At 60.3% G+C, this 13,520-nt stretch carries 11 protein-coding genes; 6 read left to right on the top strand and 5 right to left on the bottom strand.

Annotated elements, in window-relative coordinates:
• Window positions 1–81: 81 nt before the first annotated feature.
• Entirely contained in the window at window positions 82–1,365 is a 1,284-nt protein-coding gene (locus LB453_RS16010) for an arsenic transporter (protein ID WP_103794895.1), read from the top strand.
• Between the two features lie 48 nt (window positions 1,366–1,413).
• Window positions 1,414–1,842, top strand: a complete 429-nt coding sequence (arsC, locus tag LB453_RS16005) for a glutaredoxin-dependent arsenate reductase (protein WP_103794894.1) — start codon at window positions 1,414–1,416, stop codon at window positions 1,840–1,842.
• Window positions 1,843–1,967: 125 nt separating this feature from the next.
• Here the strand turns inward: arsC and LB453_RS16000 are convergent, their stop codons facing one another.
• The 3 genes from LB453_RS16000 to LB453_RS15990 all read right to left on the bottom strand — a co-directional run bounded on the left by LB453_RS16000 (window position 1,968) and on the right by LB453_RS15990 (window position 5,606).
• Window positions 1,968–2,444 (bottom strand): glutathione peroxidase, encoded by a 477-nt coding sequence (locus LB453_RS16000; protein WP_103794893.1) that lies wholly within the window; start codon window positions 2,442–2,444, stop codon window positions 1,968–1,970.
• Between the two features lie 67 nt (window positions 2,445–2,511).
• Window positions 2,512–3,606, bottom strand: coding sequence for a L,D-transpeptidase family protein (locus LB453_RS15995; RefSeq protein WP_103794892.1), 1,095 nt, complete (start codon window positions 3,604–3,606; stop codon window positions 2,512–2,514).
• A gap of 185 nt (window positions 3,607–3,791) precedes the next feature.
• Window positions 3,792–5,606 carry a glycoside hydrolase family 15 protein gene (locus tag LB453_RS15990; protein WP_224481518.1) on the bottom strand — a complete coding sequence of 605 codons (1,815 nt, stop codon included), beginning with the start codon at window positions 5,604–5,606 and terminating at the stop codon, window positions 3,792–3,794.
• Window positions 5,607–5,724: 118 nt separating this feature from the next.
• Between LB453_RS15990 and LB453_RS15985 the strand changes: the two genes are divergently transcribed.
• Window positions 5,725–6,507, top strand: a complete 783-nt coding sequence (locus tag LB453_RS15985; protein ID WP_103794890.1) for an SDR family oxidoreductase — start codon at window positions 5,725–5,727, stop codon at window positions 6,505–6,507.
• On the opposite strand, the gene LB453_RS15980 is transcribed toward LB453_RS15985, so the two are convergent.
• The gene (locus LB453_RS15980) at window positions 6,504–7,079 is read right to left on the bottom strand and encodes a DedA family protein (RefSeq protein ID WP_103794889.1); all 576 of its coding nucleotides are present in this window, start codon (window positions 7,077–7,079) and stop codon (window positions 6,504–6,506) included. The genes LB453_RS15985 and LB453_RS15980 overlap by 4 nt on opposite strands.
• 209 nt (window positions 7,080–7,288) lie before the next feature.
• Here LB453_RS15980 and LB453_RS15975 point away from each other — a divergent pair, with 209 nt between their 5' ends.
• The 3 genes from LB453_RS15975 (at window position 7,289) to LB453_RS15965 (ending at window position 11,629) form a co-directional block, all read left to right on the top strand.
• Window positions 7,289–7,876, top strand: coding sequence for a Yip1 family protein (locus LB453_RS15975; protein WP_033789155.1), 588 nt, complete (start codon window positions 7,289–7,291; stop codon window positions 7,874–7,876).
• A 222-nt stretch (window positions 7,877–8,098) separates the two neighbouring features.
• Entirely contained in the window at window positions 8,099–9,046 is a 948-nt protein-coding gene (gene pbpG, locus LB453_RS15970; protein WP_103794888.1) for a D-alanyl-D-alanine endopeptidase, read from the top strand.
• A 144-nt stretch (window positions 9,047–9,190) separates the two neighbouring features.
• Window positions 9,191–11,629 carry a DUF3772 domain-containing protein gene (locus tag LB453_RS15965; RefSeq protein ID WP_103794887.1) on the top strand — a complete coding sequence of 813 codons (2,439 nt, stop codon included), beginning with the start codon at window positions 9,191–9,193 and terminating at the stop codon, window positions 11,627–11,629.
• A 101-nt stretch (window positions 11,630–11,730) separates the two neighbouring features.
• Here LB453_RS15965 and dld read toward each other — a convergent pair whose 3' ends face one another.
• On the bottom strand, window positions 11,731–13,443 hold the full coding sequence (dld, locus tag LB453_RS15960; RefSeq protein ID WP_103794886.1) for a D-lactate dehydrogenase: 1,713 nt from the start codon (window positions 13,441–13,443) through the stop codon (window positions 11,731–11,733).
• Between the last annotated feature and the right edge of the window lie 77 nt (window positions 13,444–13,520).

Here is a 13,520-nt window from a genome sequence, read left to right as displayed (position 1 = left end):
CTATACATATCTGTTTTTTCGTATCTATACGCGCTGAGGGCATTTAATGGTCCAGGCGGGCGGTTTATTAAAGGAGAACGTATGTTTCTGGCGGGCACGATATTCGTTTTGACGCTGGTACTGGTTATCTGGCAACCAAAGGGACTCAGTATTGGATGGAGTGCGGTTATCGGGGCCACTCTGGCGCTGCTGACCGGCGTGGTGCATATCGGGGATATTCCGGCCGTGTGGCAAATTGTCTGGAACGCCACGGCCACGTTTATTGCGGTTATCATCATCAGCCTGCTGCTTGATGAGTCCGGCTTTTTTGAGTGGGCTGCACTGCACGTCTCACGCTGGGGAGGCGGCAGAGGCAGGCTGCTTTTTACCTGGATTGTTCTGCTGGGCGCAACGGTAGCGGCACTGTTCGCCAATGATGGGGCGGCGCTTATCCTGACGCCAATCGTTATTGCTATGCTGCTGGCGCTGGGCTTTAGCCCCGGCGCCACGCTGGCGTTTGTGATGGCAGCAGGCTTTATCGCCGACACGTCAAGCCTGCCGCTTATCGTATCCAACCTGGTCAATATCGTTACGGCGGACTTTTTTAAGCTGGGGTTTGGCGCATATGCAGCCGTCATGGTGCCGGTCAATATCGCCTCCGTCACGGCTACGCTGGTTATGCTTCACCTCTTTTTCCGTAAAGAGATCCCGGTCACCTATGACCTGGCAAAGCTGAAGGCGCCACGGGATGCCATTCGTGACAAGCAAACCTTTATCGCCGGATGGCTGGTGCTGTTTCTGCTGCTGGCCGGGTTTTTTGCCCTGGAGCCGCTCGGCGTCCCGGTCAGTCTGGTAGCCGCGGTGGCAGCATCTATTCTCTGGCTGGTGGCCCGGCAAGGGGGCGCGATCGATACCCGTAAGGTGCTGAAAGGTGCGCCCTGGCAGATAGTCATCTTCTCGCTGGGCATGTACCTCGTTGTGTATGGCCTGCGCAACGCCGGCCTGACGGATTATCTCTCTGCCGCCCTGAACCGCTTTGCGGAGCACGGCGTATGGGGCGCCACGCTGGGCACCGGCTTTCTGACGGCCTTTCTCTCTTCGGTGATGAACAACATGCCCACCGTGCTGGTTGGTGCGCTCTCCATTGATGGCAGTAGCGCTCAGGGCGTGGTGAAGGAGGCGATGATTTACGCCAACATTATCGGCTGCGATCTTGGTCCGAAAATTACCCCTGTCGGCAGCCTGGCAACCCTGCTATGGCTGCACGTACTGGCACAGAAAAATATCACCGTCAGCTGGGGCTATTACTTTCGCGTGGGCATCGTAATGACCCTGCCTGTGCTTTTTGTGACGCTGGCCGCGCTGGCCCTGCGCCTGACTGTTTAACCTTAATCGGGTGCTGCGTGCGGGCAGCGCCTTAACGGAGCACCGCTTATGTCTGACATTACCATTTACCACAACCCGGCCTGCGGGACGTCGCGTAATACCCTGGCGCTTATCCGCAACAGCGGCACGGAACCCGTGGTAATTTTGTATCTGGAAACGCCGCCAGCGCGCGACGAGCTGCAAAAGCTGATTGCGGATATGGGGATCAGCGTGCGCGCGCTGCTGCGTAAGAATACGGAGCCGTATGAGCAGCTCGGACTGGCAGAGGAGAGATTCAGCGATGACGAACTGCTGGATGCCATGCTGACATATCCCATCCTCATCAACCGTCCGGTGGTTGTGACCCCTCTCGGCACAAAGCTTTGTCGGCCGTCTGAGGGGGTTCTGGATATTCTGCCAAACCCGCAGCAGGCCCCTTTTACCAAAGAGGATGGCGAACAGGTCATTGATCAAGATGGGAACCGCGTCGGTCGCTGATTTTCCAGCCTGCTGTCAGTAACAGGATTAACGTAAAAATATAAGCCGGCAGATGCCGGCTTTTTTAGATGCTGCGCTGGCCGATCCGCTCTGAGAGCTGCGCGGCACCTGCGAGCCGCCAGGCTTTAAAGCGCCGCAAGAATTGCCGCTTCCATTTTCTCTGGTGTCGTCATCGGCGCAAAACGCTTCAAGGGCTTGCCGTCGCGTCCAATCAGGAACTTGGTAAAGTTCCATTTAATGCGCCCGCCCAGCACGCCGGGCAGCGCCTCTTTCAGATAACCAAACACCGGGTGCGTTAAGGCGCCATTGACCGCCACTTTCTCAAACATCGGAAAGCTCACGCCATAGTTGACGTGGCAGGTCTGCGCGATCTCGTCGGCCCCGCCGGGCTCCTGCTTACCGAACTGGTTACAGGGAAAACCCAGCACCACCAGCCCCTGGTCGGCGTACTTCTTGTAAAGCCTTTCAAGACCTGCGTACTGCGGCGTAAAGCCACAATGGCTGGCAGTATTGACCACGAGAACCAGCTTGCCAGCGTAGTCAGCCATCGGAATAAGCTCGCCACGCAGGCTGGTGGCGGTAAGTTGATGAAAAGCGGTCATGGCGCGATCCTCAGAATAAAAAAGCCCGCAGAAGCGGGCTTTGATAACAGCGATAAACCAGCAACCCTTAAGAAGGGTTATTAACCGGAGCCGGCGCTGGCGCAGCAGGCTGTGCCTGCGGTGCAGCATTCGGATCGACAACGTTCGCGCCCTGCGGCGTAACCGGCGTCATCGGCTCTTCTTTTGGCTGTGCGTCTGGCGCTTCCGGTACTTCGGTCGGCGCGGTCGGCACGCTGTCGGCAACGCCGTTGACTTTGGTCGGGATACCGGTGCGGTTCTGAATCGCCGCGTTGACCTGATCCTGGCTGACGCTGGCGTCGGTGATCACTTTCGTGACCGCAGAGGTCAGGGTAATCGGCACCACTTCGCGCGAGTTAAACTGCTCTTCGGTCGTTGAGAGCGGGTTATGCACCTCTACGTAGCGCGAACCGTCCGGCTCCACCGTTGCTTTAACCGGCTGGTCGATAAACTGCACGCGCGTGCCGACCGGCACATTCTCAAACAGCCATTTGATATCGTCGGCGCGCAGACGCACGCAGCCGTGGCTGACGCGCAGGCCGATACCGAAGTTGGCGTTGGTGCCGTGGATGGCGTACAGGCGACCGATATAGAGCGCGTAGAGGCCCATCGGGTTGTCTGGGCCGGCCGGGAAGACTTCCGGCAGGTTCTCACCGCGCGCAGCGTACTCTGCGTGCATCGCTTTGGTCGGCGTCCAGGTCGGACCCGCTTTCTTGCGCTGTACGCTAGTCGTCCAGTTAATCGGCGTATCTTTGCCTAACTCACCAATACCGATCGGCAGAACCACAACGGTTTTGGTGCCTTTCGGATAGTAGTAAAGGCGCATCTCCGCGCTGTTGATCACGATGCCTTCGCGCGGGGCGTCAGGCAGAATCAACTGCTGCGGAATGATCATTTTTTTGCCCGCCTGCGGCAGGTAGACGTCCATGCCCGGGTTGGCTTCCAGCATATTGCTGAGGCCCATCTGGTACTGCGCCGCAAAGGCTTCCAGCGGCAGTTTGTTGTCCTGAGGGACGGTAATCTCAATATTTTGCCCAACCAGACGGCTGTTGGCGGCTGGTAAGGGGTAAACCACAGCGAAGGCGGACTGACTGAATGCAGCCAGCGCCAGAGCCATTGAAGCAAAAGCGCGAATCATTTTCATATTTTACAAGTCGTTATGGCCTGTTAGCAGGCTTGTCAGTTTATCGAACCCGTACCGGTCAGCGTGGCCGGCTGCACATTATATGGGCATTGTTTCGATGTTGTGAATCAGGATTTTAGCAGCCATCGCAGACTTTAGGTAACCGACTGTGTTATCGGGCCTCCCTGCCGCAATAACGAAGCCGCTCAGGGCTGCCATAAGGTCACTTCGCCGCTCAGCTTGCGGTTGAGAAAAAAGGCGGCGCTGATCAGGGCCAGATGGGTCAGCGCCTGCGGCATATTGCCCAGCGCACGGCCGTGATTGTCGAACTCCTCGGCGTACAGCCCCAGCGGATTGGCGTAGCTCAGCAGCTTCTCAAACTCAAAGTGCGCCTCGTGGATGCGCCCGGCGCGCGCCAGACACTCCACGTACCAGAACGAACAGGCGCCAAAAGAGCCTTCCGAGCCGCTCAGGCCGTCGGCGGGCGTCTCGTCGATGTTATAGCGGCGCACCATGCCGTCGCTCACCAGCTCGCGCTTGATGGCGTCAAGCGTCGACAGCCACTCGGGGTCGGTTGCGCCGACGAAGCGCACCAGCGGCATCAGCAGCATCGAGGCGTCAAGATGATCGCCGTGGCGGGTCGAGACGAAATGGCCGCGCTCGGTGTTCCAGAAGTTTTGCCAGATATCGGCGCGGATCTCGCTGCGCGCGCTGTCCCAGCGGGCGTAGGGCATCGGCAGCGACCGCTTCATACCGAGGCGCAGCGCGCGATCCAGCGCCACCCAGCACATCAGGCGCGAATGAAGAAAGTGCTCGGGCTCGCCGCGCATCTCCCAGATACCGGCATCGGGCTGGTTCCAGCTTTCGCATACCATATCGATCATCTGCGCCACGTGTTGCCAGCCGCGTTCGGAGATCGCCTCGCCATACTTGTTCGACAGATAGACCGCGTCCATCAGCTCGCCGTAGATATCGAGCTGCGTCTGCTGCCAGGCGTCATTACCGATGCGCACCGGGCGCGAGTTGGCGTAGCCAGAGAGATTAAGCAGCTCTATCTCATGCAGCTCAACGCCGCTGTCGAGGCGATACATCACCTGCAGGCGCATCTCGTCGTGGTGGCTGTTCTCGACGCAGCGGCCGACCCAGCGGGTAAAGTGTTTCGCTTCGTCGACGTAGCCGAGGCGCATCAGCGCATACATGCTGAATGAGGCGTCCCGTATCCAGGAGGCACGATAGTCCCAGTTGCGCTCGCCGCCCAGCTCTTCCGGCAGGCCAAAGGTGGCGGCGGCAGCGATAGAGCCGTGCTGGCTGGAGGTCAGCAGCTTCAGCGCCAGCGCCGAGCGCTGCACCATCTCCTGCCAGCGTCCGCTGTAGGTGCTTTTTCTGCTCCAGCGTCGCCAGTAGTTAATGGTCTCCTCGAAGCAGGTTTCCGTGGCGACGGCGCCGATGCGCGCGTCCTCCTGATTGCCAAATTCAAACTCGACGTGCTCCCCTGACTTCAGTTCAAAATGCGCGGTGGCGGCGTCCGCTTCGCAGGTCAGCGGCACGGTGGCGGCGAGCCGCAGCGTCGGCTGGTTCTCCGCGTAAAAATCGATGCAGTCGCCGGCGGCCTGCGCGCGGGTTTCGGCGCGCGCGTAGTCGTGACGCGGCGCGCAGCGCATCCTGAACCAGGCGCTGCCGCGCACCATTTTGATCCGGCGCACCAGGCGCGGCTGCTTTTTTTCGTCGTCGCAGATCGGCATATAGTCGGTGATCTCCGCGACCCCCTCTGCACCCAGCCAGCGCGTCTGCAGAATATTGGTATCCGGCAGGTAGAGCTGCTGGCGACGCACGTTTTCCCACTCCGGCGCCAGCGAAAAAAGCCCGGCGTCGTCGCTGTCGAGCAGGGCAGCGAACACCGAGGGGCTGTCGAGCGCCGGCCAGCAGAGATAGTCAATGGTGCCGTCGTTGGCCACCAGCGCGCAGGTGCGCAGATCGCCAATAATGCCGTGATCTTCGATCGGGCGTTTTATCGTGCTCATCCTTATCTCCATAGCGGGCAATCTGTTAACTATAGCCAAACCGGCAAAAGCGGCCGCCGCTGGACATACCGGGATTGCTTCTATACTTCAGCTTACCCGATATCCTGAGGAGGCAATCATGACCACACCACAGAACAAAGTCGCCGTCGTTACCGCATCTGATTCCGGCATCGGCCGCGCCAGCGCGCTGATGCTGGCGGAGCAGGGCTACGATCTCGGCATCACCTGGCGTTCCGATGAAGAGGGCGCGCAGGAGACGGCGCGGCTGGTGCGCGACAAAGGCCGCCGCGCGGAAATCATTCATCTCGATCTCGCCGATCCCCAGGAGGGCGGCCGCTCGCTCTCGGCGCTGATCGACAAGCTGGGCCGCATCGACGCGCTGGTCAACAACGCGGGCGCCAACGCTAAGTCGCCATTCCTCGACACGCCGTTTGAGGAGTGGCGTAAGGTCTTTAGCGTCGACGTTGATGGCGCCTTTGTCTGCGGGCAGATCGCCGCGCGCAAAATGGTGGAGCAGGGCGATGGCGGACGGATTATCAACATCACCTCGGTGCATGAGCATACGCCGCTGCCCGACGCCGTCGCCTATACGGCGGCGAAGCACGCCATGGGCGGCCTGACCAAGTCGATGGCCATCAGCCTGATCAACCATAATATTCTGGTGAACTCGGTGGCACCCGGCGCGATCGCCACGCCGATGAACAATATGGGCGACGGCGACGCGCAGAAGATTAAGACGCCGGAGATTCCCATTGGACGGCCGGGCGACGTGCGGGAGATTGCCAGCCTGGTGGCCTGGCTCTGCTCAGAGTGGGCCAGCTACACCACCGGACAATCCTTTGTCGTCGATGGCGGTTTTATGCTGGCCAATCCGCAGTTCTACGGCGGGAAAGATATCTAACCGGCGCGGCGGGTGTTCCAGCGACGGATCACCCAGCGCAGCGCGAAGGCGAAGAGCACCGCGGCGACCAGCCAGAGAATATGCTTCAGGTGCTGGTCGAGTTTGTGCAGCCAGGGGGCGATAATACCGCCGGCGAAGTACCCCAGGGCGACAAAAATTGTCGCCCAGATTGCCGCGCCGATAATATTCAGCAGCAGGAACTTCAGCGGCTTCAGGTGGCTGGCGCCGATAATAATCGGGCCGATAATGCGAAAGCCGTACATAAAGCGCACGCCGATCACAAACAGGCTGGGATGACGCTGGATTAGCCGATTAGCCTTGCCCACCTTATCCTGATGTTTCTTCAGCTTGCGCAGAATTTTCGTGCCGTAGCGACGGCCGATCCAGTAGAGCAACTCATCGCCGATCACGCCGCCGGCCATCGCCGCCAGCACCACGCCAGCAAAGTTCAGCAGTCCTTCATGGGCCGCCACGCCGCCCAGCAGCGTAAAGGTTTCTCCTTCGGCGATACAGCCGATCAGCAGCGCCAGATAGCCATATTGCGTGATTAATCCGTTGATATCGAAATGCAAAAGTAAACTCCCTGTTCAGTCAGCCATCTCTACATTCTATACCGCTTCGGCAAATCCTTCAGGCAGGCGGCTCTGCCGGTAACTATTTTTTACCGATTGCCGCCGCGCTGGCTACAAAAGCAGCAACGCCGTTTATACTTGAGGTGATGCTGCCTGAGGGATCGGCGACGTGGATTCGGGGCGGCCTGTCGCATCTGCGAGGTGATGATATGAATCATGTCTGGGGTCTTATGGCGCATCCCGATCGGGAAATGCGCGATATCAAGCAAGAGAATGAAAGCGTTTCGCACCATTACACCCACCACGTTCTGCTGATGGCGGCGATCCCGGTGATCTGCGCCTTTATCGGCACGACGCAGCTGGGGTGGAATCTGGGCGACGGTCAGTTTGTCCAGCTCAATCTGTTAACCGGCATTGCGCTCGGCGTGCTCTTTTATCTGATTATCTTAGGCGGCGTGGCGGTGATGGGCCGCGTCATTCACTGGATGGCGCGCGACTACCCGCAGCGGCCCAGCGTCCAGCGCTGTACGGTGTTCGCCGGCTATGTCGCCACGCCGCTGTTTCTGAGCGGCATTGTGGCGCTCTATCCGCTGGTCTGGCTCTGCGTGCTGGCGGGCGCGCTGGCGCTGGTCTATACCGGCTACCTGCTCTATATCGGCATTCCGCTGTTCCTGAATATCGACCGTGACGAGAGCCTGCGCTTTTCCGGCTCGACGCTGGCGATAGGCGTGCTGGTGTTCGAAGTGCTGCTGGCGCTGACCGTGGTGCTGTGGGGCTACGGGCCGCGGCTGTTCTGACCCGCTGGCCAGCCGTACCGACGGCGGATAAGGTGCGCCGCCGTGCAAAGCGTCCTGTGACAGCGATGTCCAGGACGTTTTTTTTAACGCCCGGAAACATTCTCGCCAGGAAATTTCTTACGCTTCCGCGTATTATGCTGCTGCCAGCCTCCGCGTAGTCGGCTCTGCGGCGGGCGGCCTGTGTAAAACACGGCGTACTATCCTAATCGGTCTTTTTATAAGATGCCTGTAACCATTCGCTATTCACTGCTTTCGCTGGCGCTGCTGTTCGGCGGCCAGGCGGCTATCGCGCCCGCGCAGGCGGCTACCTCACTTTCTCAGCTTGCCCCGGTCGGCGAACCGCAAATCGCCTCGGGCAGCGCGATGATCGTCGATCTCAACACCGGGAAAGTGCTCTTCTCCAGCCATCCTAATCGCGTACGTCCTATCGCCTCTATCACCAAGCTGATGACGGTGATGGTGGCGCTGGATGCGAAGCAGCCCCTTGATGAGCGAATTTCGGTGGATATCAGCCACACGCCGGAGATGCGCGGCGTCTTTTCCCGCGTCAAGCTCAACAGCGAAATCAGCCGCCGCAATATGATGCTGCTGGCGCTGATGTCATCGGAGAACCGCGCCGCGGCCAGCCTGGCGCATCACTATCCCGGCGGCTACGACGCCTTTATCCGCGCCATGAACGCCAAAGCGCGCGCGCTGGGCATGACCCATACGCGCTACGTTGAGCCGACCGGCCTGTCGACTCAAAACGTCTCCAGCGCGGAAGATCTGGTTAAACTGCTGCGCGCGACGCGCAACTATCCGCTGCTGGGCGAGCTGAGCACCACGAAAGAACAGACCGCGGTCTTCACCCATCCGAGCTACGCGCTGCCGTTTCGCAACACCAACCATCTGGTCTACAAAAACGACTGGCGCATTCAGCTCACCAAAACCGGCTATACCGACGAAGCGGGCCACTGCCTGGCGATGCGCACCATGATCAATAACCGGCCGGTGGCGCTGGTGGTGCTGGATGCCTTCGGCAAATATACCCACTTCGCTGACGCCAACCGTCTGCGCGACTGGCTGGAAACCGGCAAGGCGGCGCCGGTCCCGGCGGCGGCACTGGCCTATAAAAAGCAGAAGGCGGGGCTGGTGGTGAACAACGTTCACGGCGCGGCGGTAGTGGAATAACCCTTTACCGGCGTCCGCCCGCGCGGACGCCGCAACCTGTTCGACGAGAACGGCCAGCATTCCTATAGTTTCCCGATGCGCCTGGCCCTAAACTACGCGCCAATGCGATGGTCGTTCGCCTGAATTTGTGCTGGAACCTCTATAATGTTTACGTTACGCCTCTTTTTACCGCTTTTGATGCTGCTGACGGCGGCGCTGTTCCCCGCCTGGAGCATGGCAGACGACGATGTGGCCGATGCCGCACAGCAAACCGACGCCGCGCCCAAAGTGAACGCGGCGGTTGAACTGCCGAAAATGCAGAAGGTCCTCGACAAGATTAAAGGTCAGGTGTCGGGACAGACCAATGAAAACCAGCTGACGCAGCTTAACGAGCTGGCGCTGGAGCTGTCGGGCAATGCCGATACGCTCGCGCAGGCGCTGCAGCCGCAGCGTCAGCAGCTTGACGCCCAGCTGGCGGTGCTCGGCCCCGCGCCCAAAGCGGACAGCGGCGTCAAAGAGACGCCGGAAGTGACCCGCAAGCGCAGCTCGCTGGAGTCGCAAAAGAGCAAGCTGGACGATCAGATCAAGCAGGCGGACGGGATTAAAAACAGCGCCCTGATGCTCTCGTCGCAGATCACCAACCTGCGCCGCGATCTGATGAAAACCCAGCTGGCGCTCAACTCCGGCAGTATTCTCGGCCCGCGCTTCTGGGCGCCGCTGTTTGTGAAGCAGGATCTGGACAACGAGAAGATCGACGGCTTCCTGCAGGATTTACAGGATACCGCCGCGCTGTCGTGGGAGCCAGGCTACCGCTTCGGCACCATCGCCTGGCTGCTGGCGGCAATACTGGTAATGACGCTGGGACGTCGCTACAGCGAAGAGTTTCTCGCCTGGATCAGCATTCACAAAATGCCGGAAGGGCGGCTGCGCCGCAGCTTTCTCGCCGCGGCGATTGCCCTGACCACGCTGGCGGCGGTGGTGCTGACCTTTAACTTCACCGCGCTGGCGTTCGCGCGCCGCGATGAGGTCTCCGGCGACGTGCAGGACTTCGTTGTCAGTCTGGTGAAGCTCAGCGTCTTCTGCGGCCTGATCGCCGGCTTGGGACGCGCCTTTCTCTCTACGCGTCGGCCGAGCTGGCGTCTGCCCGCTATCTCTAACGACGTGGCGATGGCGCTGAAGCCGTTCCCGCCGATTACCGCCGCGCTGGTGTTTATTTTCCAGACGGTAGAGAACTTTAACTACACCGTTGGCACCAGCCTCAACACCACCATTTTTGCCAACGGCCTGACGGCGCTGCTGATCGGCAGCACCGCGCTGGCGATCAGCATGCGCACCAACCGCGTGCGCCGCCGCATGGTGCAAGAGGGTAATGCGCCGGAAGTGCGCTCGACGCTGGTGGGGCTGATTCAGATGGCGCTGACGCTGACGGCGGTCGCCATTCTGCTGTCGCTGATTATCGGCTACGTCACCCTGGCGCGCTTCCTGAGTTACGAGGTGGTGTGGTGCGGCATTCTGTTCGGCTCCTTCTACTTCCTTAGCCACCTGGTTAACGACGGCTGCGAAAGCCTCTTTTCCGTCAACAGCCTTACCGGCCGACGACTGCAAACCTCGCTGAATATCGACGAACGCCATCTGCAGCAGGCGGCAACGCTGCTGGCCGCGCTGGGCAAAACCCTGCTGATTGGCTTTGTCGCGCTGGCGCTGCTTAACGGCACCTTCGCGTCCTCAACGCCGATCGAGCTGCTGCAAAAGGCGATTGAGTTCTGGGGCGGCAAAGGACTGGAGTCGCTGAACATCGTGCCGGCGCACATGGTCAACGCCATTATCTGTCTGGTGGTGGGCATCTATGTGCTGCGCAGCGTGCGCCGCTGGCTCGACAGCGATTTCCTGCCGAAGACCACCATGGACGCCGGCATGCGCGTGTCGCTGATCACGCTGTTCAGCAATATTGGCTACGTGCTGGTGATCCTGCTGACGCTGTCGATTATGGGTCTGCAGTGGAACAAGCTGGCGTGGATCGTCAGCGCGCTGTCGGTCGGTATCGGTTTTGGCTTGCAGGAGATTGTGAAGAACTTTATCTCCGGCCTGATCCTGCTGACCGAGCGACCGGTTAAGGTTGGCGATCTGGTGACCATCAGCGGCATCGAGGGCGATATCCGCCGCATCAACGTGCGCGCCACCGAGATCCAGCTGGGCGACAAGTCGACGGTAATCGTGCCGAACTCGCAGTTTATCTCGCAGAACGTGCGCAACGCCACCATGGGCAACGCGCAGGGCGTCGTGACCATTACGCTGACCTTCCCGCTCAATATCGATCCGGTGCGGGTGCGCGAGCTGTTGCTGGAGGTCTATAACGAGAACGAACGTATTCTCGAGGCGCCGGAGCCGTCGGTCTCGTTTAAAGATCTGACGGCGCAGGGCATCGTGCTGAGCGTTACCGGCAACGTCGCCAGCCAGCGCCAGATTGCGGGCGCGAAAAGCGACCTGCTGTTCGATATTCTGACGCGCCTGCGCAAAGAGGGCATTGTGCTGTCGACGCCGCAGACCATGATTATCGAGCGCCGCCAGCAGATGGCGGAGCAGGCGGCCGATCCGCAGCCTTAAGCCAGCAAGGGGCACCTGCGCGGGTGACAGATTCGATGGTCACCCGCGTTTCCCACCCTGAGCCGTCAGCAAACCTCCCCCTGTCAGAGAACGCCCCGTTTTCAGGGCTGCTTCACCGCCCAGCCTTTCTGCTTGCTGGTTTTGCCAATTCCCGGATTAAAGGTGTTGGTGGGATCGAGCTGACGATAGAAATCGGCCAGCTGCGGCTTTGCCCGATAGAGGTGGCCGACATTATGCTCCGCCGGATACTCCGCGCCGCGCGCCTCCAGCAGCGCCAGCATCTGCTCCTTCAGCGCATGCGCATCCACCCCTTTTTTCACGATGTAATCCTGATGAAACACGTGGCAGAAGAAGTGACCGTAATAGAGGCGATGGCTCAGGGACTGAGTAATTTCCGGTGGCAGGGTTTCAAACCAGTCGCGATCGTTGCGGCGCAGCGCGATATCGAGCGCAAGAATATCTTCCACCTCGTCGGCGTGTACCGCGTGATAGCGCACCGCCGCGCCCGCCGCGGCATAACGATGCAGAAAGGCGTGTGCCCCCTCTTTGCCTTCGCATTCGAAAAACGCGCCGCCGCCTTCGCGGAAAAACGCGTTCAGATAGTCGCGCGCCTCCTCGATGCCCGCGCCGGACATCTTCAGTAGCAGGTGATGCGCATATTTATCGCGATACTGCTTCATACGCTTTGGCAGATGCGCCGGGAACAGGGCGCTGATGCGCTGCAGCAGGCGATCGGTAAAGTGGGGCTTCACGAAGCTCAGCTTCGCCAGCCAGGCGTCGACGCGCCCCTTCAGCGTGAAAAACAGCGGCATCTTGTCGGTGCCCAGCTTGTCGATCATCAGAAAGGTATCTTTGCCGTAGACTTCGGCAATGTCGTAAATATCGCGATGCATATATTCGCCCGCCACCGGCAGATGGGTGAAGTGGGCGAGAATATGGCGGCGAATATCGCTTAGCACCGCCGGATCGTTGGTGCCGATATAGAACACCTGCTGCTGCGGCTCGCAGGGGAAGGTATCCAGCCGCACCGCGAACACCGCCAGCTTGCCCGCACAGCCGGAGGCCTCAAACAGCCGACGCGCATCGGCGTTGAAGCGGGCCGGGGTATCGGCGTCAACGTGCCGCACGCGGTCGGCATAGTCGGGATCGGAGGCGTGGCGTCCGTCGTGCTGCACATCCGCTGGTCGCCAGCGTTCGTCGTCCAGCCGTCCCAGTATCTCTTCCGGCGTCGCGCCGAGATCGATGCCGAGATGGTTTACCAGCTTCAGCTTGCCCTGCTCATCCACCTGGGCAAACAGCGCCATTTCGCTGTAGGCCGGGCCGCGTTTAATCAGCGAGCCGCCGGAGTTATTGCAGACGCCGCCCAGCACCGAGGCGCCGATGCAGGAGGAGCCGATCACCGAATGGGGCTCGCGGTTCAGCGGCTTCAGGGTTTTCTCCAGCTGATAAAGGGTACTGCCAGGAAACGCCAGCACCTGCTTACCTTCGTCAATCAGCTGCAGCTTATCGAGCCGCCGCGTGCTGATAATCACCACCGGCCGGTCGTAGTCGCTGCCGTTGGGGGTAGAGCCCTCTGTCAGGCCGGTATTGGCCGCCTGCATCAGGATAATGGCGTCGGCGGCAACCAGCGTTTGCAGCACGCGCCACAGCTCCAGCAGGGTGCCGGGGAAGACTACCGCCAGCGCCTCGCCTTCGCCGGAGCGAAAGCCTTTGCGGTAGCGTGCGGTCTGCTCCGGGTCGGTCAGCAGGTGGGAAGCGCCAACCTGGCGGCGCAGATCGGCGAGTAAAGCGGAATGAGACGCTGGATGGTTCATGTGCAACTCCCTTGTCATGACATGGCGCACTTACTGTAGCACGTCAGCGAAAAGCGCGAGGCAGTGTGACGCTGACG

Origin of the sequence: Pantoea agglomerans, from assembly GCF_020149765.1 — a bacterium.
Classification (GTDB): Bacteria; Pseudomonadota; Gammaproteobacteria; order Enterobacterales; family Enterobacteriaceae; genus Pantoea; species Pantoea alvi.
Note: the sequence above shows the minus strand (reverse complement) of the source record. Positions and strands in the feature narration are given on the sequence as shown.

What these genes read in the sequence shown, in the direction of transcription:
- pbpG (WP_103794888.1), top strand. Translation starts at nt 8,099, where the DNA reads ATGCCTGTAACCATTCGCTATTCACTGCTTTCGCTGGCGCTGCTGTTC.
- LB453_RS15985 (WP_103794890.1), top strand. Translation starts at nt 5,725, where the DNA reads ATGACCACACCACAGAACAAAGTCGCCGTCGTTACCGCATCTGATTCC.
- LB453_RS15965 (WP_103794887.1), top strand. Translation starts at nt 9,191, where the DNA reads ATGTTTACGTTACGCCTCTTTTTACCGCTTTTGATGCTGCTGACGGCG.
- dld (WP_103794886.1), bottom strand. Translation starts at nt 13,443, where the DNA reads ATGAACCATCCAGCGTCTCATTCCGCTTTACTCGCCGATCTGCGCCGC.
- LB453_RS16000 (WP_103794893.1), bottom strand. Translation starts at nt 2,444, where the DNA reads ATGACCGCTTTTCATCAACTTACCGCCACCAGCCTGCGTGGCGAGCTT.
- LB453_RS15975 (WP_033789155.1), top strand. Translation starts at nt 7,289, where the DNA reads ATGAATCATGTCTGGGGTCTTATGGCGCATCCCGATCGGGAAATGCGC.
- LB453_RS15995 (WP_103794892.1), bottom strand. Translation starts at nt 3,606, where the DNA reads ATGAAAATGATTCGCGCTTTTGCTTCAATGGCTCTGGCGCTGGCTGCA.
- LB453_RS16010 (WP_103794895.1), top strand. Translation starts at nt 82, where the DNA reads ATGTTTCTGGCGGGCACGATATTCGTTTTGACGCTGGTACTGGTTATC.
- LB453_RS15990 (WP_224481518.1), bottom strand. Translation starts at nt 5,606, where the DNA reads ATGAGCACGATAAAACGCCCGATCGAAGATCACGGCATTATTGGCGAT.
- arsC (WP_103794894.1), top strand. Translation starts at nt 1,414, where the DNA reads ATGTCTGACATTACCATTTACCACAACCCGGCCTGCGGGACGTCGCGT.